The organism is Pseudarthrobacter sp. Y6 (assembly GCF_050156205.1).
Classification (GTDB): domain Bacteria; phylum Actinomycetota; class Actinomycetes; order Actinomycetales; family Micrococcaceae; genus Arthrobacter.
In genome coordinates this window covers 3,559,544-3,581,448 of record NZ_CP189574.1, presented here as the reverse complement: position 1 = coordinate 3,581,448, position 21,905 = coordinate 3,559,544, and the positions used below count along the sequence as shown (strand labels likewise).

The 21,905-nt window shown below is 66.2% G+C and carries 24 protein-coding genes and 1 pseudogene; 10 read left to right on the top strand and 15 right to left on the bottom strand.

All coding sequences use genetic code 11. The features are described from left to right. Window positions 1–24 precede the first annotated feature (24 nt). A complete protein-coding gene (locus tag ACQCSW_RS17180; protein ID WP_426987791.1) occupies window positions 25–1,140 on the bottom strand; it encodes a GTP-binding protein in 1,116 nt (371 codons plus the stop codon). Window positions 1,141–1,281: 141 nt separating this feature from the next. Here ACQCSW_RS17180 and ACQCSW_RS17175 point away from each other — a divergent pair, with 141 nt between their 5' ends. The 3 genes from ACQCSW_RS17175 to ACQCSW_RS17165 all read left to right on the top strand — a co-directional run bounded on the left by ACQCSW_RS17175 (window position 1,282) and on the right by ACQCSW_RS17165 (window position 3,296). Then, window positions 1,282–1,725 carry a hypothetical protein gene (locus ACQCSW_RS17175; protein WP_426987789.1) on the top strand — a complete coding sequence of 148 codons (444 nt, stop codon included), beginning with the start codon at window positions 1,282–1,284 and terminating at the stop codon, window positions 1,723–1,725. Then, the gene (locus ACQCSW_RS17170; protein WP_426987787.1) at window positions 1,722–2,027 is read left to right on the top strand and encodes a winged helix-turn-helix domain-containing protein; all 306 of its coding nucleotides are present in this window, start codon (window positions 1,722–1,724) and stop codon (window positions 2,025–2,027) included. Before ACQCSW_RS17175 ends, ACQCSW_RS17170 begins: the two co-directional genes overlap by 4 nt. A 102-nt stretch (window positions 2,028–2,129) precedes the next feature. Further along, the gene (locus tag ACQCSW_RS17165) at window positions 2,130–3,296 is read left to right on the top strand and encodes an acetate kinase (RefSeq protein WP_426987785.1); all 1,167 of its coding nucleotides are present in this window, start codon (window positions 2,130–2,132) and stop codon (window positions 3,294–3,296) included. Between the two features lie 225 nt (window positions 3,297–3,521). Here ACQCSW_RS17165 and ACQCSW_RS17160 read toward each other — a convergent pair whose 3' ends face one another. Genes ACQCSW_RS17160 through ACQCSW_RS17150 form a run of 3 tightly spaced genes read right to left on the bottom strand, consistent with a single transcriptional unit; the run spans window position 3,522 to window position 5,254 of the window. Then, entirely contained in the window at window positions 3,522–4,121 is a 600-nt protein-coding gene (locus ACQCSW_RS17160) for a hypothetical protein (protein WP_426987783.1), read from the bottom strand. Beyond that, window positions 4,118–4,669, bottom strand: coding sequence for an RNA polymerase sigma factor (locus ACQCSW_RS17155; RefSeq protein ID WP_426987781.1), 552 nt, complete (start codon window positions 4,667–4,669; stop codon window positions 4,118–4,120). The genes ACQCSW_RS17160 and ACQCSW_RS17155 overlap by 4 nt, the downstream gene beginning before the upstream one ends. A gap of 33 nt (window positions 4,670–4,702) precedes the next feature. Beyond that, window positions 4,703–5,254, bottom strand: a complete 552-nt coding sequence (locus ACQCSW_RS17150) for a protein tyrosine phosphatase (protein ID WP_426987779.1) — start codon at window positions 5,252–5,254, stop codon at window positions 4,703–4,705. A 275-nt stretch (window positions 5,255–5,529) separates the two neighbouring features. Between ACQCSW_RS17150 and ACQCSW_RS17145 the strand changes: the two genes are divergently transcribed. Both ACQCSW_RS17145 and ACQCSW_RS17140 read left to right on the top strand, forming a co-directional pair. Continuing rightward, on the top strand, window positions 5,530–6,087 hold the full coding sequence (locus tag ACQCSW_RS17145) for a GNAT family N-acetyltransferase (RefSeq protein WP_426987777.1): 558 nt from the start codon (window positions 5,530–5,532) through the stop codon (window positions 6,085–6,087). A gap of 67 nt (window positions 6,088–6,154) precedes the next feature. Next, a pseudogene (locus ACQCSW_RS17140) lies at window positions 6,155–6,328 on the top strand (putrescine oxidase); the annotation flags it as partial. A gap of 59 nt (window positions 6,329–6,387) precedes the next feature. Here the strand turns inward: ACQCSW_RS17140 and ACQCSW_RS17135 are convergent. Together ACQCSW_RS17135 and ACQCSW_RS17130 are read right to left on the bottom strand one after the other, a co-directional pair. Continuing rightward, window positions 6,388–7,032, bottom strand: a complete 645-nt coding sequence (locus tag ACQCSW_RS17135; protein WP_426990723.1) for a hypothetical protein — start codon at window positions 7,030–7,032, stop codon at window positions 6,388–6,390. A gap of 28 nt (window positions 7,033–7,060) precedes the next feature. Continuing rightward, window positions 7,061–7,603 (bottom strand): hypothetical protein, encoded by a 543-nt coding sequence (locus ACQCSW_RS17130; RefSeq protein WP_426987775.1) that lies wholly within the window; start codon window positions 7,601–7,603, stop codon window positions 7,061–7,063. Between the two features lie 219 nt (window positions 7,604–7,822). On the opposite strand from ACQCSW_RS17130, the gene ACQCSW_RS17125 reads away from it, so the two are divergent. After that, on the top strand, window positions 7,823–8,290 hold the full coding sequence (locus ACQCSW_RS17125) for an SRPBCC family protein (RefSeq protein WP_354252275.1): 468 nt from the start codon (window positions 7,823–7,825) through the stop codon (window positions 8,288–8,290). 39 nt (window positions 8,291–8,329) lie between these two features. On the opposite strand, the gene ACQCSW_RS17120 is transcribed toward ACQCSW_RS17125, so the two are convergent. After that, entirely contained in the window at window positions 8,330–10,594 is a 2,265-nt protein-coding gene (locus ACQCSW_RS17120; RefSeq protein ID WP_426987773.1) for a S9 family peptidase, read from the bottom strand. A gap of 361 nt (window positions 10,595–10,955) precedes the next feature. Then, the gene (locus tag ACQCSW_RS17115) at window positions 10,956–12,620 is read right to left on the bottom strand and encodes an alkaline phosphatase D family protein (protein WP_426987771.1); all 1,665 of its coding nucleotides are present in this window, start codon (window positions 12,618–12,620) and stop codon (window positions 10,956–10,958) included. A 171-nt stretch (window positions 12,621–12,791) separates the two neighbouring features. On the opposite strand from ACQCSW_RS17115, the gene ACQCSW_RS17110 reads away from it, so the two are divergent. Beyond that, window positions 12,792–13,208, top strand: a complete 417-nt coding sequence (locus ACQCSW_RS17110; protein ID WP_426987769.1) for a hypothetical protein — start codon at window positions 12,792–12,794, stop codon at window positions 13,206–13,208. A 154-nt stretch (window positions 13,209–13,362) separates the two neighbouring features. Continuing rightward, a complete protein-coding gene (locus tag ACQCSW_RS17105) occupies window positions 13,363–13,560 on the top strand; it encodes a hypothetical protein (RefSeq protein ID WP_252570151.1) in 198 nt (65 codons plus the stop codon). Between the two features lie 89 nt (window positions 13,561–13,649). Here the strand turns inward: ACQCSW_RS17105 and ACQCSW_RS17100 are convergent, their stop codons facing one another. Both ACQCSW_RS17100 and ACQCSW_RS17095 read right to left on the bottom strand, forming a co-directional pair. Further along, window positions 13,650–14,753 (bottom strand): LCP family protein, encoded by a 1,104-nt coding sequence (locus ACQCSW_RS17100; protein ID WP_426987767.1) that lies wholly within the window; start codon window positions 14,751–14,753, stop codon window positions 13,650–13,652. Window positions 14,754–15,191: 438 nt separating this feature from the next. Next, entirely contained in the window at window positions 15,192–15,833 is a 642-nt protein-coding gene (locus ACQCSW_RS17095) for a low molecular weight phosphatase family protein (protein ID WP_426987765.1), read from the bottom strand. Window positions 15,834–16,053: 220 nt separating this feature from the next. Here ACQCSW_RS17095 and ACQCSW_RS17090 point away from each other — a divergent pair, with 220 nt between their 5' ends. Then, a complete protein-coding gene (locus ACQCSW_RS17090) occupies window positions 16,054–16,752 on the top strand; it encodes a hypothetical protein (RefSeq protein ID WP_426987763.1) in 699 nt (232 codons plus the stop codon). A gap of 144 nt (window positions 16,753–16,896) precedes the next feature. Here ACQCSW_RS17090 and ACQCSW_RS17085 read toward each other — a convergent pair whose 3' ends face one another. The 4 genes from ACQCSW_RS17085 to ACQCSW_RS17070 all read right to left on the bottom strand — a co-directional run bounded on the left by ACQCSW_RS17085 (window position 16,897) and on the right by ACQCSW_RS17070 (window position 21,160). Further along, a complete protein-coding gene (locus ACQCSW_RS17085) occupies window positions 16,897–17,781 on the bottom strand; it encodes a F510_1955 family glycosylhydrolase (RefSeq protein ID WP_426987761.1) in 885 nt (294 codons plus the stop codon). Window positions 17,782–17,861: 80 nt separating this feature from the next. Continuing rightward, on the bottom strand, window positions 17,862–18,497 hold the full coding sequence (locus ACQCSW_RS17080) for a DUF305 domain-containing protein (protein WP_426987759.1): 636 nt from the start codon (window positions 18,495–18,497) through the stop codon (window positions 17,862–17,864). A 143-nt stretch (window positions 18,498–18,640) separates the two neighbouring features. Then, entirely contained in the window at window positions 18,641–19,105 is a 465-nt protein-coding gene (locus ACQCSW_RS17075) for a hypothetical protein (RefSeq protein ID WP_426987757.1), read from the bottom strand. A gap of 96 nt (window positions 19,106–19,201) precedes the next feature. Next, window positions 19,202–21,160, bottom strand: coding sequence for a heavy metal translocating P-type ATPase (locus ACQCSW_RS17070; RefSeq protein ID WP_426987755.1), 1,959 nt, complete (start codon window positions 21,158–21,160; stop codon window positions 19,202–19,204). 18 nt (window positions 21,161–21,178) lie between these two features. Here ACQCSW_RS17070 and ACQCSW_RS17065 point away from each other — a divergent pair, with 18 nt between their 5' ends. Beyond that, the gene (locus tag ACQCSW_RS17065) at window positions 21,179–21,397 is read left to right on the top strand and encodes a hypothetical protein (protein ID WP_426987753.1); all 219 of its coding nucleotides are present in this window, start codon (window positions 21,179–21,181) and stop codon (window positions 21,395–21,397) included. A gap of 37 nt (window positions 21,398–21,434) precedes the next feature. Here ACQCSW_RS17065 and ACQCSW_RS17060 read toward each other — a convergent pair whose 3' ends face one another. Continuing rightward, window positions 21,435–21,749 carry a heavy-metal-associated domain-containing protein gene (locus tag ACQCSW_RS17060; protein WP_426987751.1) on the bottom strand — a complete coding sequence of 105 codons (315 nt, stop codon included), beginning with the start codon at window positions 21,747–21,749 and terminating at the stop codon, window positions 21,435–21,437. Window positions 21,750–21,905: the final 156 nt, after the last annotated feature.

Below are 21,905 nucleotides of genomic sequence, written 5' to 3'. Positions count from 1 at the left end.
GGCGCAGTGTGAAGCCGGGGCCGTTCAGGACGGGGCGGGGTCGAGCTGGAACGGGTCGGTCAGCCCGGCAAACCCGGCCTCCATTTCCGCGTCGGTGAGTTCGCAGGCGGAGAGCAGCTGCGCAATTTCCCCCGGGTCCATGCCCTCTCCGGTCGCGGCCAGCACGCTTCCGCGGTCCCCGTGTTCCGGATGCCAGTCGAGGTGTGCGTCCACGTGGTTGAGGGGATCGGGCGCCGCACCGGCGTCCTGGTCTGCCAGCCACGGTCCAGTATTTTCGAGCCAGACGCGAGGGCCGATGCCCTGGATGGCGATCCGGCACTGAGGTGCGGCGGCGATCCACAGGCGGCCCCGCAACCAGCAGCACCCCTCCGCGAGCGATGCCAGGGCGTGCCGGAACCGCTCTGGGTGCAGCGGACGTTGGGCCCGGTGCGTGACAGTGGTGAACGGTGAGATTGAGGACGACGCCGGGATCCGCACCGAACCGGGGACCGTCCGGCTCAGGGCGTCCTGGTAGTCGTGGCGGCCGGGGCGGATGAGGCCGGCGTTTTCCACCACGTCAGCGTGCGGAGCCAGTTCCCTCACCAGTTGCACGCCGCGAACCCGCAGGGCTGGGTCAGCCGGAAACAGGTCCACCTCCGCCAGCAGGACGGTGTCATTGAACGACAGCTCGCCAATGAGGAATTCGCCCGCAGTGCGCTGGTCCTCCGGGACCGGCGTGAACCCGGATTCAAACAGGGTGTGGTGGTCCCAAATGTGGTCCTCCAGCGTGTCAGGGGCGCAGGCAAGGACAGCGGAATCAATCGTCACCGGGCGGGAAAGGCCACGCCGCAGTGCCCCGATCGCGGCCTCTGCGGACACCGCCGGAGGGAGCCCGATGATGGCCTGAGTCTCCCCGCGTTCCAGCAGCCGCTCGATGGTGGGCACGAGGTCCAGCCTCACGGTGCAGCTCAGGCAGCCATGTTCCAGCCGTGTCTCGGCGCGCTCCAGGAGCCCGGACTGGCTGGAGATCCTGCGGATGACGACGCCGTTCTCCAGAAGGTCGTGCAGGACCACCACGGCGCCGGGATTGGCCGCGGCCGCGTCTTGGCAGGCTTGCTGGCGGCACGGGGCGTCCAGGGAGCTGATCACAGTGAGATGCATGCCGATCACTCTAATAAGAATGATTATCAAATACAAGTCGCTGAAATCATCGGCCTTTCTTCATGATGGAAAGCACTTGACGTAATGGAAAGTACTTTCCTGTGATGAGTTCACTACTCAGCAGCGGCGAAAGGCAACACCATGGACGAGACATCGGCAAGTCCCACTCCTGCCGAGGCACAGGAGCTCCTGGCGAAGGCGCAATCGATCGGCGCCACCTCCATCAACGCGGCGGCATGGCCTGTTGCCATGGTCTTCACCAGCCTGGCCATCCTGGGATCGATGCTGATGATCGGCATGCACATCGTGTCCCACACCGGCTACGGCGCGCCGCTGCTGGCGACCGCCGTCGGAATCTGGGGAGCGGCAACGGCCTGCATCTGGCCGATGTTCCAGACGTCCACCAAAGCCGGGTACACCAGCCGGTTCCTGACGTCATTGATCGCCTACTTCGTTCTGTATGGCATCGCGCTGGGGGTAGGAGCCAGCCTCTTCCGCGACGGGAACCTCTGGTTCTACATGAGCGCCGCCGTCGTACTCGCCGGAGTTGGCCTGGCCGCCGCCTTCCGTGAGCTGCGGGCATGAGCACCGCAGCGGAACATCCCCGCCACCGGCTCGACGACCTTATCCACCAGCCGGTCCGCTTCTCCATCATGGCGGCGCTGGCAGGTGCGGAGTCGCTGGACGTCAAGGACCTGCGGGACGCCATCCAGGTCAGCGATTCCGTGCTCAGCACGCAGCTTGCCGTGCTTGAAAAGGCCGGCTACGTCAAGATCAGGAAAGGGTTCGCGGGGAAGATGCCGCGGACCTCGGCGAGCGTGACCGCGGCAGGGCGGAAGGCCTGGGACGGGCACCTGCAAACCCTGCGGGACATCGCCGGCGGCTGACGCGGCAACTTATAGAGTGGGACCCTGGGAGCGCTCCGCCAGGCTCCACCACCACCACCCCTCGTCAGCTGTGCCCGCGGTACCAAGGCTTCAGGAGGCCCCATGCTTGTGCTCGTCATCAATTCCGGTTCGTCCTCGCTCAAGTACCAGGTCCGTGACGTGGCCGCCGGCATTGTGCTGACCGAAGGACTGATCGAGAAGATCGGCATGGGCAACGGCGGCGATGGCGACGGCGAAATCGAGGGCCCCCGCGACCATGCGGAGGCACTGGAACAGGTGGACGCCGCGATCCATGCCGAGCTCGGGGACCCCGAGTTGGCGGCGGTGGGCCACCGCGTGGTGCACGGCGGCGAGCGGTTCGCCGAGCCGGTGCTGATCGACAACGAGATCACCCGCGCCATCGAGCGCCTCAACCCGCTGGCGCCGCTGCACAACCCCGCCAACGTCCTGGGCATCCGCGCCATCAGCAAGAAGTGGCCGGACCTGCCGCAGGTGGCCGTGTTCGACACCGCTTTCCACCGCACCCTGCCCGAGCACGCCTGGCGCTACGCCGTCCCCGACGAGCTCTATACGAACCACGGCATCCGCCGCTATGGCTTCCACGGCACCTCGCACGAGTACGTCACGCACCGCGCCGCCGCGCTGCTGGATCTGCCCGTGGACGAGTTCGACGGCGTGATTGCCCACCTGGGGAACGGCGCCTCCGTCACGGCCATCCGGGGCGGTCATTCTGTGGACACGTCCATGGGCTTCACCCCACTGGAGGGCCTGGTGATGGGCACGCGCTCAGGCGACCTCGATCCCTCCATCCTGGTATTTCTCGGCCGGAACGGCTGGACGCCGGAGGACATCGACACCATGCTCAACCGTGAATCGGGGCTGAAGGGGCTCGCCGGGAACAACGATATGCGCTCGGTGGTGGAAGCTTCCGAGGGCGGCGACGCCAAAGCCGCGATGGCGCTCGCGGTCACGTCCTACCGGCTGGCCAAATACATCGGCGGCTACCACGTGGCCGTCGGGGGCGCCAAGGCCCTCGTGTTCACGGCGGGGATCGGCGAGAACTCGCACCAGTTCCGTGCCCTGGTGACTGACCGGCTGCGTGCGCTGGGCATAGAGCTCGACGCCGGCCTGAACAGTCAACGGTCCAGGGAACCGCGCGTGATTTCCACGGCTGCGTCCGTCATCCCGGTGTTGGTGGTGCCCACCGACGAGGAACGCGCCATCGCGGAGGCAACTGCCGCCGTCGTCCACTCATCGATTGCTCCATAGCGGCCCTTGGGGGCGCTCAAAACGGCCGTTACGGAGCAATGGACGGGCGCTTCAATCAGCGCCGAAGTCAGCTGCGGGCCCGCCTGAGCAAGGCATTGGACGCACCGCTCAGGCGTGAGAACATCGTGACGGGCTTGACGGAGAGGACCTGCGGCCTTCGACCAGGACCGTTACGTATTCAAAATTGGCATTTTCGTCCATGGCAATGCTCCTTCGGGCGCCCACTCATGGGCGGCTGCGCGCGGTGTCCGTTGCCCTGGGCGGCGTAGCCACCGGGGGCGTCCCTGGACTGATCAGTGGACGGGCTTCGTCTCCCGAATTTCCGGTCCCGGGGGCGGATGAGGTGACCTTCGGCCCGGTGCGGCCGGATTCGTTCCCGCCAGGGCCTCGAACGTCGGGAGCTTTGGCGGGGGTGGCGGGAATCGCCGGAACCACGGGCGACGGCGGTGCGGCCGGTTCAGGCCGCCCGGGCCGGCCTTGCGTGACTACGTTGACCACCGTGTTGATGGCCGCCTGGGCCTTTTGCCGGAACCCGGGGTCTGCCGCGGCCACGGCGCCGCTGCCAATTCCCATGGACGCTGCGATGGCCAGGGCGGCAATCGCGGCGTGATGACGATGGCGCCGCCGGCGGGCGTCCAGGCTCACCGGCCCCGTCGACATTAGTGCGGCAAGTTCGGCCGAAGCAGCCACAGGCGGCCCTGCCGCGAAGGAGCGCAGCTCCAACAGCGCCAGCCTCAGGTCCTCGAAGTCGTCTTCTTCTTCTTCTGTTTCGAGAAGCAGTTGATCGACGATCTGTTCGTCCTGAAGCGTGTGCACGGTGCTCATGTTGGCACTCCGTTCTTTGCTCTTAGCTGGTTCCGGAGACTGGCCATCGCCCGGTGCTGGAGCTGCGTGACGGCTCCTGGCGATTTCTGCATGATGTAGGCGACGTCGTTCACGGACAGTTCCGCGATGATGCGCAGCCGGAGGACCTCCCTGTGATCCTCACGGAGGCCCTCCAGCAAGGCCAGGGCGTTGGCCTCGGCGTTGCCATCAAGGGCCACATCTTCGGCTGATGCGCTCAGGCGCTCGTCCCTCCCGGGATCGTATTCCGCCGGGGCAGGCATTCTGGTGCGGCGGCGGTGGTGATCGACCAGGCGGGCGTGGGCGATGGAGAAGATCAGCACCCGCAGGCCCTGCGTTCCGCCACGGACCGCCTTCAGTCTGGTGTACAGGGCAAGGAATACGTCATGGGTGACGCCTTCCGGATCCTCCACACCACCGGCGCGCAGGTAACCGGCAACGCCCGGAGAGAATGAGCGGTAGGCGGCGCTGAACAACAACGCTGCGTCGTCGTGGCCCGCAGCCATCAGGTCCTCAGTGATCGGATCCATCCCCACCTCCGGTCAGTCGCTGGTGGTGCTGGTTTAGGGTTTCCCGGCCGTGACTGGCTTGTGCGAGAGGCCCTTGTTTGCCTGGGCCGGCGGTGTTCCGTTGTTCCGTGACCCGGAGTCTCCTGAATTGCCCTGAGATTCGCTGCGGTGGTCGGCGGACTGGCCCGGTGCCGGCACGGACTTGCAGTACGCGGCGATATCCCCGCTGTCCTTCGCCGCCGCGACCAGGGACTTGTAGGCCACTGAGGCCGGATCCAGGCCGCCTTTGGTAAACGCCGTGCAGAGCCCGAATGCGGCCGGTCCTGTGGCGTCAGGGCCCACTGCCGCGGCGCTCGTATTAGGGCTAGTCGAAGCAACTGCAGGTCGCGAGGCCTTTCCGTGCGAGGCAACAGCGGCCTTCTGGCCGCCAGTATCGGAGGCGGCGGCCGGTGCCGGGGCGCCGATTATGGTGTGGGCACTTTCCTGCAGCGGCGCAGGCGGTGTTCCGGTATGGGCCCCGGCGGCGGCGCCGCCAACGGCCAGAGTTCCTCCGGCCAGAACTCCAGCTGCGATCTTGCTGGTCACCAATGCGGTAAAGAACGACATGAAATCCTCCGATATGAGAAAACCTGAAAGTGCGCCTGGACGTCTTGGAGTCCATATCAAAGTAATCGCCGCGAGGAAGGAAATATTACGGAAAAACCTCAAATTCTGCGCATTTAATTCCAAGGAATTGATCAAGGGAGGCCCCGGCGGTTGAGCCTGCCGGCGGCACCACAAAACCGCCGTCGTCCACTCATCGATTGCTCCGTAGCGGCCCTTCTGGGCGCTCAAAACGGCGGTTACGGAGCAATGGACGGGCTGCGGAGTAGCCTCAGTCCATGCCTGAGATCACTTTGCCCATCCGCACCGAGCGGCTGATCCTGCGCCGGTTCGAAGGTACGGACCTGGACGCCTTCCATGCCTACCATTCGCTGCCCGACACCGCCCGCTTCCTGCCGGGGGAGGCCAAGAGCTACACCAAGTGCATGGAGTCCGTGGGCAAGTACGCCAACTTTGTCTTCGAGAAGGAGGGCGACTGGGTATGCCTGGCCATCGAGCCGATGGGATCGCCGGAGCTGGTGGGCGAAGTGGTGCTGAAGTGGCTTCCGGGGCGCGGCCAGGGCGAAGTCGGATGGACCCTGGCGCCGGCCGCGCGGGGCAAGGGCTACGGGGCCGAGGCCGCGGATGCGGTGCTGAAGCTGGGGTTCGAGGAGCTGGAGATGCACCGGATCGAGGCAAAGCTCGACGCCCTGAATACCGCCTCCGCCGCCTTGTGCGAACGGCTCGGCATGCGGTTAGAAGCCCGGCTGGTGGACAAGTGGCACTACAAAGGCCAGTGGGCCACCGAGCTGGTCTACGCGATCCTCAAGGACGAATGGCGCGCCCCCTCCTGGTGATCGCCCCCTCCCGGTGATCGAGCCCTCCCGGCGATCGAGCCTGTCGCGATGCGTTATTTCAGGCCGCCGCTGCGGGAGGGACCAGTCCACCCCCGTGGGCCCTATTTGCTGGTGCTCCTCAGACATCGCCGCTGAAGGGTACCGGCACGTGGACGGCGCCATCAGGATGGGACGGTTGACCGCGGCCAGGGTCGCGAAAGCGGCCCGCGTTGCCGAACGTGCCCCCGAACCCGTGGCATGACGTTCGTCGAGCGAATGATGCCACAGCGCTCAGCCGCGGACGCCACCCGAGGAATCATGTCAAGATGCCCGCGTAGCGTTTATCGAAGAATCATTTGATTGTGCCCGGATGGGTGGTTGGCTCTTGGGGCCTTGCTTGGCCGTGGTGAGGGTGAGAAGTTCAGCGCAGAGTGCTTGAACCTGACGTTGGATTGCCGCCGGATTCAAGGGCTTGTTCTCCCGCCTCAACTTCGCCTTCACACCTTTCTGGACCGTGCCCTCGTCGGTCAGGACCCGCTGGTACGGGGTTGCCGGCCGGTCATATTTCTTGCTGATCTTTGCGCCGGTCCGGATCTTCTGGACGAGTTTCTGCTGGGGTCCGAAGTGATTGGTCAGCCGCCCCTGCAACGCCCAGATCCGGTTCAGCAGTTCCAGTTCGGCCGCCGTGTCGTAGCGGTGGTATCCGACGGTTTGCCGGACAACATGCCAGTTCTTCTGTTCCACATGCGCGCCGTCATTCTTGTTCCCGGACCGGGACCTGGTGAAGGTCAGTTGCTCCTGTTCACACCACCGCAGCAGCCCCCAATTGATGAACTCGCTCCCGTTGTCCGAATCGATCCCCCGGATCGGGAACGGGAACGCCGCGGTGGCTTCCTTGATCGCGGCGAACACCCACTTCTGGGCCTTGTTCCGCACCGACCGGGTCTCGGTCCACCCCGTGGAAATGTCAGTGATCGTCAGGGTGAAACAGAACTCACCCCTGAATTGCCGCCCTCGTGGCCAACCAGATCAATCTCCACAAAGCCGGGCACCGCATCGTCCCATTCGGCCCAGGTCCGCATCGGGATGGAGTCCTTGAGCAGTGTTCCGGGCTTCGTGTGGGAGCGGCCCCTTGGATCGAGTTTGTCCCGGTCACCTTGAGCCGGCGGTCGATGGTGGCCGGAGCGATCTTCAGCAACAACGCCGCCGTCCCGTCCTCGATCGCCAACTCCTTGAACCGGCGCAGCCGCGGCACCAAATCCGGCAGCGCTGCGGCCAGCAGGCGCCCGCACGGGGTGCCCTGCACGGCCCAGCAGAACCGCAGCGCCTCGATCACGTCCTCGCCATAGAGCGCGGGCCTGGGCGGCCGGGACTTGACCTGCTTGAGCACCAGCGCCTGCCGCAGCGCCTTACGCGCATGGTCCCGGTGCCAAAGCGTCAGGGCACACAGCTCGTCCAGGATGGTCTTCTTGGCCGCACGGTCCGACCGGGCATATCGGAGGGCAGTGGTCTTCGTGACGGCCTTGCGTTCGCTCATCGAAAGCTCCATGGCTCACAGTGCCGGGCCAGCGGATACCACCCCAGCAGACGCGCCGCTACGCGGGCATTACCAAATGATTCTTCGATAGCAGCTACGCGGGCATCTTTGATGAGTCAACGCGCGCCATTGACTGTCTGGTGCGCCAGGGCCAAACTGGCGTTGTGCTTAGCTGCCGGCCACGCCGCGCTGGCAACAGGCGTTTCCGAGGAGAATCCGATGCCTGTCGTGGAAGAAACCGTCTACATCGCCCGGCCGCCGCAGGAAGTGTTCAACTTCTTGTCGAAGAGCGAAAATATTTCAGTCTGGGACTCCTCGGTGGTGCACGCTGAAACAATCGGGACCGGGCCCGTTGGGCTGGGCACGCGGGCCAAAGGAACCAGCAAGATAGTGGGACGGAAATTCGACTGGACCACGGAAGTGGCGGAATTCCAGCCGCCAAGCCGCTTCGTTTCCAAGTCGGTGGAAGGAAAGATGGACTTCACGGTATCCTCTGCCCTGGCACCCGAAGGTGACGGCACCCGCCTGAACTACCGGATCGACGCCGCGTCCGGACTGGGCGGGGTGTTCGGCAAACTCGCCGACCGGTTCGTGGAAAAAGCCCAGGCCCGGACCGTCCGTGCCAACCTCGAGACACTGGCCGAACTGCTGGCCGAGCACCCCGAATACGGCAGGGATGAGGGCTGAGGTGGTGGGCCCAGGCTCAACCACCGGACTTGAGAAGCCCTACTTCAGCCCAGCCCCGGGCAACAGGTCCTTGGCGCCGAGGGAGTCGGCTATGAACGCGTAGTCCCACGCCCGCTCGCGCCACTGGACATAGCGCCCGGACGCGCCGCCGTGGCCGCCGTCCATCTCGATCTTCATGACCACCGGCTCCGTGCCGGTGGTCTTGTTCCGCAGCTCCTGGACCCACTTGGCGGGCTCCACGTAGAGCACGCGGGTGTCGTTGAAGGACGTCACCGCGGCTACCTTGGGGTAAGCAACTGAATGCACGTTCTCGTACGGCGAATAGGACTTCATGTAGGCGTACACGTCAGGATCCGTGATGGGGTTGCCCCATTCCTCCCATTCCAGGGCTGACAGCGGAAGCTCCGGGTCCAGGATGGTGGTGAGGGCATCCACGAACGGCACCTGCGCCACCACCGCGGCGTACTTTTCCGGCGCCAGGTTGGCCACGGCGCCCATCAGCAAACCGCCCGCCGAACCGCCCAGCGCCGCAATGCGGGACGGATCCACCCAGCCGGAGTTGGCCAGCCAGTCGGTGGCGTCCACAAAGTCCGTGAAAGTGTTCTTCTTCGTGAGCTTCTTGCCGTCCTCGTACCAGTGCCGGCCCAGCTCGCCGCCGCCGCGGATGTGCGCGATCACAAACACCACACCGCGGTCCAGCAGCGACAGCCGCGCGATGCCGAAACCGGGGTCCATGCTCAGCTCGTAGGAGCCGTACCCGTAGACCAGGCCCGCCGCCGTCGAATCCTGCTTCACGGTCTTGTGCCGCAGCACAGACAGGGGGATCCGCGTGCCGTCCGCGGCGTCGGCCCATTCGCGGGTGGCCACGTACTCGCCGGCGGAGTAGCCGCCGAGCACCGGGCTTTCCTTGCGGAGCAGCAGTTCGCCGGCGGGCTGCGCCGGGGTGGGCAGCACAAAGTCGTAAACGCGCGACGGCGTGAAGTAGGACGTGTAGCCCAGCCGGATCACCGGCGCCTCGTAGTCCGACCCGCCGACGCCGGCCGTGTACAGCTCATCGTCGAACGCGGGTTCCACCGGAGCTTCCTGCGCGGGGGTGCCGAGGGCCGCCAGCCCCATGACCTGGACGCGCTCGATGGTGTCCTTGCGGACGGACACAATCAGGTGCGTGGAGGTAACACCGGCACCGTTGACGCGGACGTCATCGGAATGTTCGACGACGGTGCTCCAGTGCTGCTCGGCCAGCGGCTTGGCGAGCTCGGCAGGGTCGATCAGGGAGACCATGGAGTTCACGGCGTTCCGGTTGTGCGTGATGATGATGCGTTCCGACTTTTCACCCTCCGGGCCGGTGAGCAGGAAGGGTTCGGCCTCATAGAGGACGCGCTCGTCCCGCGAAATCACGGTGGTGAGGGCCGCCGTCGGGTCATCGAAACGCAGGAGGCGGGTCTCGCTGTACTCGGAGCAGCCGATGCCCAGCACGAGGTGACGCCTATCTGAGGAGAGCTCAAAGCCCAGCCACATGGCGACGTCGTCCTCCTGGTAAATCACCTCATCGTCGGTGACCGGCGTGCCCAGGACGTGGGACTTGACCTGGTACGGCCGCCACGAATCGTCCACCACAGTGTAGAAAATGCGGGTGCCGTCGGGGGAGAAGCTGACGCCGTAGAAGATGTTCTCGATGACGTCCGGCAGGAGTTTACCCGTGCGGAGGTCCTTGATGCGGAGGGTAAAACGTTCGTCGCCGGCGTTGTCCACGGCGTAGGCGTAAAGGTTCCCGTCCACCGTGACGGCCGAGCCGCCCACCGAAAAGAACGGCTTGCCTTCGGCTTCAATGTTGCCGTCCAGCAGCACTTCCTCGCCGGGGATTTCGACGCCGGCCTCCACTGCGGGGGGAGTCCAGTCGGCCACGGGGTTGCCGGAGTCCTGGGCGCGGACGCGGCACTGGATGCCGTACTCCTTGCCCTCAGCCGAGCGGCTGAAGTACCACCAACCGTCCTTGCGGTTTGGAACAGATAGGTCTGTCTCCTGGGTGCGGCCCTTGATTTCCTGGAAGATGGCCTCGCGCAGCGGCTCCTGGTGGGCGGTGACCGCCTCCTGGTAGGCGTTCTCAGCCTTCAGGTGCTCAACCACCTCGGCGGATTCCTTCTCTCGCAGCCACTCGTAGTTGTCCACGAAAGTGTCGCCGTGGTGCGTCCGCTCGTGCGGTACTTTCTTGGCTACGGGGGGCGCCGGCGGCGCCGGCGGCGCGGGCGGCACCGGGTAGGCGGCGGAAGAACTGGCGGAATCCTGCAGCGGAGTCTGGGTCATGCCTTCAATATATAGAGCCGGGCGGACAAAAAGACCGCCGTTCGCTACCGGGGTAGCCACCTCAAACGCTCTCTCACTCCGCCAATCCGGACGTGCAGCTAAGTTACCCGCCGGAACCCCTTGAACCCGCCTCCGTACGGTGCTAGAACAGCATTACCGGGAGGATCCGGACGCGTTCTTTTTCATCTGCCTCCTTAGGGCGGTTAGCCGTTTGGGCACGCCACAGCGCCAATAGCGCATCGGCAGTCTGCGGGTGACCCTCCCGATACGGTGGCCCCCGGCATTGCCGGGGGCCATCCCTAATGTCTGGCAAAGAAGCTCTGGCAAAGAAGCTCCGGCTAACGGTCGAAGGCGACCGTCCTCACCGTTCGGGAGTGAGCACCTGGGAGAAGACCACGGCGCCGTTGGCATTGCGGAGGCTGGCGGTGAAGCTGTCATCCTCGCCCAGCTGGACGTGGCCGAAGAACTGGTTCTCGCCGTCGCGCGGTGATTCGCCAGGGAACCGTCCCGCCTTGGTGAATACCACCTCGGGTCCGAACGTCCCGTCCATCGGGTTGGGCCCGAAGGATCCGGCCGCGATAGGGCCGGCCACGAACTCCCAGAACGGATCGAAGTCCGTGAAGGCCGCGCGCTCGGGGGAGTAGTGGTGGGCGGCGCAGTAGTGCACGTCGGCCGTCAGCCACACCACGTTCTTCACCCGGTTCCGCTTGAATGCACTGAGTACCCCGGCGATTTCGAGCTCGCGGCCCAGCGGCGCACCGGGGTCGCGGTTGGCCAGGCTTTCCTGGTTCACGGCACCATCCGGGACGACGATGCCCAAGGGCAGGTCCGCGGCGATCACCTTCCAGGTCGCCTTGGACCTGGAAACCTCGCGGATCAGCCAGTCCACCTGCTCCTGGCCAAGGATGGAGGTGGCATAGGCCTCCTTGCCGTCCGTGTTGGGCGACTTGAAGGTACGCATGTCCAGGCAGAACACATCCAGCTGCGGACCGCGGGGGATCTTCCGGTAGATGCGGGCCGGCTGGTACTGCCCGCCGTCGTCGAACGTTCCCGGGCGCCACAGCGCGGAACTGTCGGCGATGGGCATGTTCTCCTGCCAGGCCTGCCGGCCACGCGCTGCGAGGGTGTTGACGTCGCGGACGGTGTAGCGGGGGTCGTCGATGATCTCGCCCGGGTACCAGTTGTTAGTGGTTTCGTGGTCGTCCCAGTTGGCGATCACGGGGACGTCAGCGAACATGGCGCGCATGTTGGCGTCCAGGGAGTTGTAACGGTGCCGCCCGCGGAACTCGGTGAGCGTTTCGGCCACCTTGGAGACCTCCTCCGTGACAAGGTTGCGCCATACCTGCCCGTCCTTCTCCACCACGGTTTCGGTGATGGGGCCGTCGGCGTAGACGGTGTCGCCGGAGTGGATGAAGAAGTCGGGCCGGGTGTTGTGCATGGCCCGGTAGCCGCGCATGCCGCCGATCTCCTCGTTGATGCCCCAGCCCTGGCCCGCGGTGTCGCCGGTCCAGACGAAGCTTTGGGCGTACGACGTCGGGAGGTCACCGCCGGTGCGTCCCTCCCCATTGTGGCTCCCGGCGTCGGGGGCCGTGCGGAAGGTTCCCTTGACGGTCTCGCCGGCCGCGCCGCCGTCGTCCTCGAAACTGATCTCCAGTGCGAAGCGGGTGTTGGATGGCAGGTTGCCGGCGTGGATTTTGGCCGTGAAGTCCGACGCCTGGGTGGCCCGGGGGCCGCGGAGGGTGCGTTCGAAGGCGCCCCGCCCGCTCAGCACAGTGCCGCCGTCGTTCACGGCGCGGAGGGTGGCGGCCATCCGGCCGGCGGCGGAGGAACGGGACCAGAGCACGGCGGAATCGGAGGTGACGTCACCGGTGGCGATGCCGCTGGGCAGGGTGAGGCGGTTCCGGACCAGGGGGATCCCGGTCCTGCCGGCCGGGAAGCTGCTTGCGTTGGCGGCGGCGGGCGCGGCCGCCAATGCTGCTGCGAGGACGGAACCTTTGACGATGGTGCGGCGTGAGATATCAGTCATGGCCCCACCCTGCCCGCGGCGCGCACACGGCCCGTTTCCCCAGGATGAACGCCCGGCGTGGCGCGGGTTAACTCATGCTGGTGTGGGTTGCCACATAACGCTGAGCGGAACCTTGACAGGGCGTCATTTTCGCGGGCTAATTGTAAGCACTCTTAGTAATTTTTGGGGGCGATGATGCGAAACCTGATACCGAAAGGCACCCTCCGGCAGATGCTCCTGCCGCCCACGTTCGGGCTGCACCTGACGCGCGGCGCTGAGTTCACGGTGCTCTCCGTGGAAGTCTGGAGCACGTGCCTTGTGGTCAACATCCACGTGGAATCCGCGGCCGGCAGAGCGGTCCCGGAAATTGCCATCGAGGACCATTGGGGCACGCTTTATACCTTCCGGGACTCCGCCAGCCTGGGGTTCCGGAACCTGCAGGTGTTCACTCCATCGGTGCCGCCCGGCACCAGGAGCCTGACAATCCGGTCCACCGACGACGCCGATGCCCGCCTTGTGGTGAGTTTCGCTGTCCCCCGGATACGTAATGCTGAAGACGTGGACCAAGTCCCGATGTCCCACCCGTCCCGCCTGCGCCGCCCTGCATAGAAGCCCGCCAGATCGGGAACGGGCCCGCACATCCTGATGGGAGGTGAGAGCGCGGTGGGGAAATTCCTGCAGGAAGTGAGAGAGCGTTGGAGGCGGGGCAGGCGTATCCTGATCACGCAAAGGCGCACCCGCCCAGCGTGAAAGGGGAAGTTCCATGACCATCCCGCCAGTGCACGAACCAGAGCCGTTCCCGCCGGAACCAGGCCCGGACCCCTTCAACCCGGACCCCACCCATCCCGGCCACCCGGGACCGGACCGGCCCAGCCCCATCCCGACGCCGGAACCTCCCGGCCCGCTGCCCGTCCCGGACCCGGGGCCGGCACCGTTGCGCCCGGACCCCACCCGGAGCTAAATCACCAATGAAACGGCCCCCGGCCCAGCCGGGGGCCGTTTCGCTTAGTGCCCGGACCGTGTTGCCCCGGCGTACTACCCGCCGGCGTACTACCCGCCGGCGTACTCGGGCAGCCGGCCTTCGCGCATGGCAGCCGCCACCTGGGCGATCCCGCCGTAGTCCGGGAACACGACTGACGCTCCGCCGGCCGTCAGGCCCGCGCCGGCCGTCGGCAGGGTGAGGGTCACTACGGCGTTGGGGTCGATGCCGCGCATGCCGTAGGCAAGGATCGCCACGCCCACAGGATCAAAGCCCTGATCCACCGTGAGGTAACCTCCCGCAAAATTCACTAGGGCCCGCACGGCAGTCACGTCGTTCAGGGCGCCGTCGCTGGTCAGCCGGGCGAGGATGGCCCGGAGGAACGTCTGCTGGTTCCGGACCCGCTGGAAGTCGCCGTCAACGAAGGCGTAGCGCTCGCGGACGAATTCCAGCGCCGCCTGGCCGTCGAGGCGGTTCACCCCAGCCGTGAAGATGTGCTGCGTTTCGTGGGTGGACTGGAACGGCACGGTGACGTTCACGTCGATTCCGCCCAGCCCGTCAGTGAGGGTCTTGAAACCGTTGAAGTCCAGCATGAGGGTGTGGTCGATGTGGGTCTCCATCAGGGACTCCACCGTCCGGGTGGCCAGCGGGATGCCGCCCACCTGCAGGCTGCTGTTGATCTTGGCGTAGCCGTAGTCGGGGATGTTTACGTACAGGTCCCGCATGAGGGAGACCACGTGCACGCTGCGGCGGTCGGCCGGGATGTGGACCAGCATGAGGGTGTCGGCGCGGTGGTCCTGGGATTCGCCGGTGGCCGCGGTGATGGCCGCCTGCTCCCGGGCGTTGGCGCGGCTGTCGCTGCCGATCACCAGGATGTTCATGGGCGCCGCCGGGAGCTCGGGAATTGGTTCGGGCGGCGGGGGAGGGGCCGGTGCCGGTGGGGGCGTCGTCTCCGAAGGAGTGGGGGTGGCGGTGTCAGTGATGGTGGGCGCCGGGGCTGCAACTTCCGCGGCAGGGCGGCTGAACAGCAGGGCGGACACGGCGACGACGGCCACCAGTACCAGCGTCAGTACCGCGGCGATCACGCGGCGCCGTTTCGGCGCGGCAGGGGCAGCAGGCTCGGGGCCCGAAGAGGCCGGGCCGATCGGATCAGGACCGCTTGGGGTGCTCACCATGACTTAGTGTCCGCCCTCGGGCGCCGATACGGCTACAACGCGGAGCGTGTCGTTTCCGTGCTGTAGCCTACGACGGCGCGCCGGGTTCAGCGGACTGCCCCCCCCCGCAGTGCGGGGCACACTAGGCTCTTGGCCAGGAACGGGATATCTGTGGGGGGATCTGATGGAAAAGACGAAGCCGGTTCTGCTTGTCACCAGCCGGGCGGCCTGGGAGAAGCAGTACGAGCGTTACAAGCGAACGGGCAAACGGCTGAATGCGGTCCATGGGCTGCTGTTCATTCCGTTCCTGGCCAGCATGCTTTACCTGGCAGGGGGTGCTCTTCCCCCTGGTTACAGGGGACATTGCGTTTGGCCACCCGGGCCACTACTGGTACCGCGCGGCTAGCGACACAGCGCTGTTGATCCTCGCCATAACCTTCGTGCTCTACGCAGTGTTCGCTAAGCCGGAACGTTCAGGCGGGCGTGCCGCAGGACAGAAACGATGGCGGGGGCCAGCTCGTCTTCCATCTGGCTGTAGATTTCGGGGCTGCGCCGGTAGGGGTCGATGATGTCGTTCTCGGCGGAATCCGTCGGCAGTGACAGGTGCCGGACGGACGCGGCCCGCGCGGGCAGCCCCCGCCAGAAGGCGGTGTTGGCGCTGAGGGGACTGCCGCCGTCGGCCGTTACCGGAACGTTTCCGGCACTGTCCGCACGCTCGTCCAGGACGTCGAGCATGCGGGCGAACTCGCGGATGGTGAAGGTGCGCTTGAGCAGGGAGGCGTCCAGCTGGAGCACTTCGCCGCGGTGGCCGGAGGTCATGGTGAGCACCAGGTCCACGCCGCGCAGGATCTTGCTGGTCAGCTGCCGCGAGACGAAACCGTCCGGGTTCCCGCCAAAGGTGCGCACGATGTCTCCGGACAACGGCTGCATGGGGTCGCCCACCATGGCCCGCGTTCCGGCGCTGGTGACCTCAAATCCGCCCGGCATCACCTGGTCCAGCCCGGCCTGCAGCAGCCGTTCGGCCACGGGCGAACGGCAGATGTTACCGGTGCAGACCGTCAGAATCCTCACGGGTGTGGGGGCGGGTTGGGGGAGTTGCAACAGGGATACGCCTTCCAGCCGGTGCACCGACCGGGCGGTCCGCACATTTCAACTTAACACGTGAGGGCGCGGCTGCCACCCAGGCCGGGTGCCGCCGTCGTCCTCCACGGGTGCCGCCGTCGTCCTCCACGGGTGCCGAGACCCATCCGCGGGCTCATGTGCTACGAATCACATCTGACTGCCGGGAGTTCCCCGGTGGGCGTTGATCAAGGAGCGAATTATGAAACGCAATACAAAGCTTGTTCTCGGCGGTGCCGGCGTGGCGATGCTGGCTGCAGTATCCCTGGGCGCTGGCCCGGTCGCAGCTCAGAACGCAAAGCCGTTGGAGAAAACCGTAACGCTGACGGCAAACCTCACGGAGCTCAACGGCTCCGGGGCTTCCGGAACAGCTACCGCCGTGGTTCGTAACCAGAAGATCCAGCACATCGAGGTGCACGCAACAGGTCTGACGCCCGATGCTCCCCACGCCCAGCACATTCATTACGGCAACCAGGCCTTGAATGAGTGCCCCACCCTGGCGCTGGACAGCAACGGAGACGGTCGGCTGAATACTATCGAGGGTGTTCCGGCCTATGGCCCCGTGGTGGTTTCGCTGAACACCACCGGCGATACCACGCCCGCCAGTTTCCTGGCCGTTTCCCGATTCCCCGTCTCACACAATGGCAGCTATGACTACAGCAGGGACAACATCGAGTTTACGGACGTGGCGGGGACCGGCTACCCCGGTGCCGGCGGTCTCGGCACTGCCAAGCAGATCGCCGACGCCATCCGCGACGGCGAGGGCGTGCTGGTGATCCACGGGCAGGACTACGACGGCAACGGAACCTACAACTTCAGCGATCCTGAAGGTGCCAGTGAGCTTGACCCGAACCTCCCGGCAGAGGCTACCGACCCCACTGCCTGCGGCGTGCTGCGCTAAGCACGCACTTCCCCGCCGTTCGGAGCCCAAGCAAGGCTAAACCCCAGTGCCGTGCTTGGCCTGAAGGCGGCAATGAACGGCAACAGGTAGGGCCGGTCCGCGGAGTGCGGACCGGCCCTTCCTCTGCTTTTGGCAGTGAACGGGTCAGCCGGCGTCCGAGGGCCGGAAGGTGGCCCCGCCGTCCGTCGATACGACCAGTCCGGTGGAGGTGGCGGCCCAGACCCAGGGGTTCGCGCCTGAACCCTCCACCGCCGCTATCGCCTGCACCTCCCCTTCGATCCGTCCCGTCCGGGACCAGGTGGTTCCACCGTCGGTCGAATAATGGACGGAACCGTCCGGTTCCACGCCGATGGCTTCGGTTGGGCTGGCGAAGCTCACGAACTGGATCACCGGGGCGGCCGGCGCCAGCGCCCAGGTCTTGCCGCCGTCCGTGGAGCGCTGCACCCCGTCGCGGGTGGTCGCAAGCACCGTGTCACTGGACGGGTCCGCGGCCAGTGCCGCCGGAATGAACCGGGCGGCGACAGCGGACCAGGTCTTCCCGTCAGGGCTCGTGCGCAGGGTCCCGTCAAAGGCCACGATCCCGGACTTGGCCGAGGTGAGCGCGTGGAAGTCCGATTCACCCTGGCGGGAGAGCTGCTCCCAGGACTTGCCGCCGTCGGTGGATTTGATCAGGCCCATAGGGTTAGGCAGGTCGGAGCCTGGCCCGGGATGGCCCGAGGCGTAAAACACGCCCTGGTCAGGGCCCGCGGTGAAGCCCATCAGGTCGTTGGTGCCACCGATTTTGGTGGCGGGCTGTGCAGTGACGTCGTACAGACCATCGTGGGTGGCCAGGAGAACCTGGTCCGTTTCGCGGTTCACGGTGAGGCCGTGGATGTGGCTGCTGGGCAGGCCGGTCGCGGAGTTGGTCGGGGCAGCGGTGCTCGCGGCCGGTGACGAAGCGGGTGTGCAGGCGGCAACGGTGAGCAGAAGTGCGGTCGCCGCGGCGGCGGCCGAAGCGGAACGGTAACGGGTGAATGTGTGCGCGGGCATCGGAAACTCCAGGTGGCGGAACGGAAAATGTGGGTGGTCAGGCACCGGCCCGTGGCCGGGCCGGTGCCTGGGAACTGCTGCTACAGGGTGGCCAGCAGCTGCTTCATCTCTACAATCTCGGCCTCCTGCGAGGTGATGATCGCCTGGGCCAGGGCAATGCTTTCGCTGTCCTTGCCGGAGTCGACCTCTGTTTTGGCCATGGCAATGGCGCCTTCGTGGTGGGCGACCATCTGCGTGAGGAAGAGTTTCACGGCCTCATCGCCCTTGGCGGACTTGAGCTTATCCAGATCCTCGGAACCGACCATGCCGGACATGCCAGCACCCGGCATGGAGTGGCCTGAAATCATGTCCGTGGGCTGGTTCCAGCTCTTCAGCCAGGCGGTCATCTGCTCGATTTCGGGCGCCTGTGCTTCCTTGATCCTGGTGGCCAAGGAGGTCACCGCAGCCGGCAGGCCAGTCTTTGCCAGCATGATGTCGCTCATCTCCACGGCCTGGGAGTGATGGGGAATCATCATCTGCGAGAACATGATGTCCGCGGCGTTATGGTCCGCCGAGGCGTCCGGCATCATGCTGGACATCGGGCTGGAGCCGGCCATCGGCCCCGAGCTGCTGTGGTTCATGCCGGACATGGGCTGGTTGCTTGTTCCGGTGGAGCAGCCGGCCAGGGCAATCGCTGCAGCGATGGAAACGGCGGAAAAGGTCAGGGTCTTTTTCATTAAAATCAGGGTCCTTCGAACGATCAAGCGGCGTCTGGCGCCGTTGCGGATGTGTGCAAGGGAATGTGGGCCGGTTGGCGGCCCCGGCGTTCGCCGGGTTGCTGCGCAGGGTGCGCCGGGCAGAACACGGCGCAGGGCAGTTTCTACGTCCGGCTGATGCAGAGGTCGCCGGGGGAAGGGCTGCCCGGCAGATAGGAATAGCTGGTGGTGACCAGGGCGCCGCCGGTGACGTCAAGGGCCGGGAACGGCGTGGTGCCCGGCAGCGGCGCCGACAGGGAGGTGCTGGCAGGGGACAGGACACAGACCGCGTCCATCGCGGACATGGACGGGCAGCTGCCGTGGGCCGCGCATGCGGACGCCGTCCCGGACACCGCCGCCGATGCTCCGGTAGCGGCGGATTGGGCTGCCGGGTGGTCCCCATGGTCGGCATGGGAGCCCTGGATCTGGGTCAGGGGCATGTCCGTGCCGGCAGAGGCTGCCGCGGGCATGGTGTGGGCGCCTGACATGAGGTGCATACCGAAAATCCCGGCGATGACAGCCAGCAGCCCGGTCAGCAGCCCTGCACGGAGGAGGAGCGCCCCGAAGGGTTTGGATGCTGTTGCTGCCACGGCGTTCCTCCTACTCGGGTGGGCGGGCCTGCTGGTTTAGGCCAAACGGCTTGTCGTTAGCCTAACGACTTGGCCTTTGTCGGGTGGTTCTCTGGTTCAACGCACCTGGGCGGGGTTGAGTTTCACGCGGCGCAGCAGCTGGGCGTTCAAAGCCACCACGATCGTGGACACTGACATCAGCACGGCGCCGGCCGCGGGGGACAGTACCACCCCTGCGAAGGCAAGCACGCCCGCGGCCAACGGGACGGACAAGACGTTGTAGCCGGCGGCCCAGATCAGGTTCTGCCACATCTTCCGGTAGCTGGCACGGGACAGGTCCACCATGGACAGCACCGCGCGGGGGTCGTTGCCGGCCAAAACCACACCGGCCGATTCCATCGCCACGTCAGTGCCGGCGCCGATCGCGATGCCGACTTCAGCCCTGGCCAAGGCCGGGGAGTCGTTGACGCCGTCGCCCACCATCGCCACTTTCAGCCCGCGGCCCTGGAGCTCGGCGACCTTTTTGTCCTTGTCCGCGGGGAGGACTTCGGCGAAGACCTCGTCGATGTTCAGGTCTTCGGCAACGGCCTGGGCGACCTGCCGGGCATCACCGGTGATCATGGCCACCTTGATTCCGCGGTTCTGCAGGGCCGCCACGGCCTGCCGGGATTCAGGGCGGACGGCGTCTTCGAGGCTGACGGCCCCGAGGACACTGTTTCCGTCGATCACGTGCAGCACGGCGGCTCCACGGTCCATCCAGCCCCGGGTGGAGCGAGCCAGCGGTTCAGGCTCGACGGCGCCGAGCTCGCGCAGGAGGGCTGGCCCGCCCACGTGGATCGTCCGGCCGTTCATGGTGGCGCGGACGCCGCGTCCGGTCATGGAAGTGAAACCGGTGGCCTGCGGAATGCGCAAGGTCCGCTGCCGGGCCGCCCTGACGATGGCCCGGGCAACGGGGTGTTCGCTATCCGCCTCCACGGCGGCGGCGAGCGCAAGCAGCTCGTCCTGGCTGCCGCCGTCGGACGCTATGACGTCTTTGAGCTCTGGCTCGCCCGTGGTGAGGGTGCCGGTCTTGTCAAAGAGGACGACGTCGATAGTCCGCATGCGTTCCAGGGCCATCCGGTTCTTAATCAGCACTCCGGCCCGGGCAGCCTGTTCGGTGGAGATCGCGATGACCAGCGGGATGGCCAGGCCCAGGGCGTGCGGGCAAGCGATTACCAGGACGGTGACGGTGCGCGTGACGGCCTCCGGGACACTGCCCAGCAGTGACCAGACAATGAAGGTGATGACGCCCGCGCCGGCGGCGAAGTAAAACAGGAACCCCGCGGCCCGATCGGCCAGCGCCTGCGCCTTGGACGAGGATGCCTGCGCCTCGGCTACGAGCCGCTGGATGCCGGCCAGCGCGGTGTCCTCCCCGACGGCGGTCACCCGGACCCGGACGGTGTTGTCCGTCGCCACGGTTCCGGCCACCACTTTGTCACCGGGGGCGCGGGGGACTGTTTTGGATTCGCCGGTGATCATGGATTCATCGAACTCGGCCTGGCCGTCGACGACGGTTCCGTCGGCGGGCATCCGGGCGCCGGAGCGGACCAGGACTGTGTCGCCTTCACGGAGTTCCGAGACGGGTACGGTCTCCGTGCCGGCGTCGGTAATGCGGTCGGCTTCATCCGGGAGCAGGGCCGCGAGGGCGTCCAGGGCGCCCTGCGCGGAACCGAGGGCCCGCATTTCAATCCAGTGGCCCAGGAGCATGATGGCAACCAGCAATGCCAGCTCCCACCAGAAGTCCAGGTCGAAACCGCCGATGCCTAAGGTGGTGACCCAGGATGCGGCGAACGCAACAGTGATGGCCATCGCGATCAGCAGCATCATCCCGGGGCTCCGGGTCTTCAGTTCCTGCAGGCCGCCCTTGAGGAACGGCTGGCCCCCGTAGAGGAAAACCACCGTTCCCAGCACGGCCGGGATCCAGGTTGAGCCGGGGAACACCGGCGGCATGTAGCCCAGGAGGTGGCCGACCATCGGGCTGAAGTACACCACGGGCACGGACAGGACCAGGGTGAGCCAGAACCTGTTCTTGAACATGGCGGTACTGTGCCCTGCGTGCTGCCCGTGGCTGTGGACCGCGTGGTCGTCGTCGTGAGCACCATGCTGCTGGTGGGCGTGACCGGCGTGACCGGCGTGGTCGGCCGGTGGGCTGGCCACCGCCGTCGCCTGGCCCGCTACGGGCTGCGGGGCCTGGTGGCCGACGTGGTCCACGCCGCCGTCGTGATTGTGGTGGTTTTCCATTGTTGCCCTCCTGTGTGGGGAAGTCTTCCCTGAGGAAGCCGCCAGGGCTGCCCTCAGGGCGGGAGTTGGACTACCTGCTGGTGAGGCTGTACCCGGCGGCGGCGACGGCGTCGCGGACGGATGCCTCCGTGTGCGGCCCCGAGACGCTCAGGAGTGAGGTCCCGCCGGCGACGAGTTCGACGGCGGCCGACGTCACGCCGTCGAGCGCGGAGACTGCCTTTTCAACGGTCTGGACACAGTGCCCGCACGTCAGGCCGGTGACGGAGTACTCCGTACCTTCTGCCTGGGGTGACAGCTGCTTCGCTGAAGGGGTGGAGCAGCAACTGCACCCTGCAGTTTCGGCTGCAACGATGGGCAGTTCGGTCCGGACCTGGGGTGCACTCATATCAGTTCTGTCCTTTTGCAAGAGAGGTGTGATGAGGTGCTGGGGTTGAACGGCTGTAAGGGCCGGAATTGCACGGGCCTGGACAAACCACTTCACTGGCAACACCCAAAGAATACCCCCATGGGGTATATTTTGCAATGTGCCGATGCCCACAGC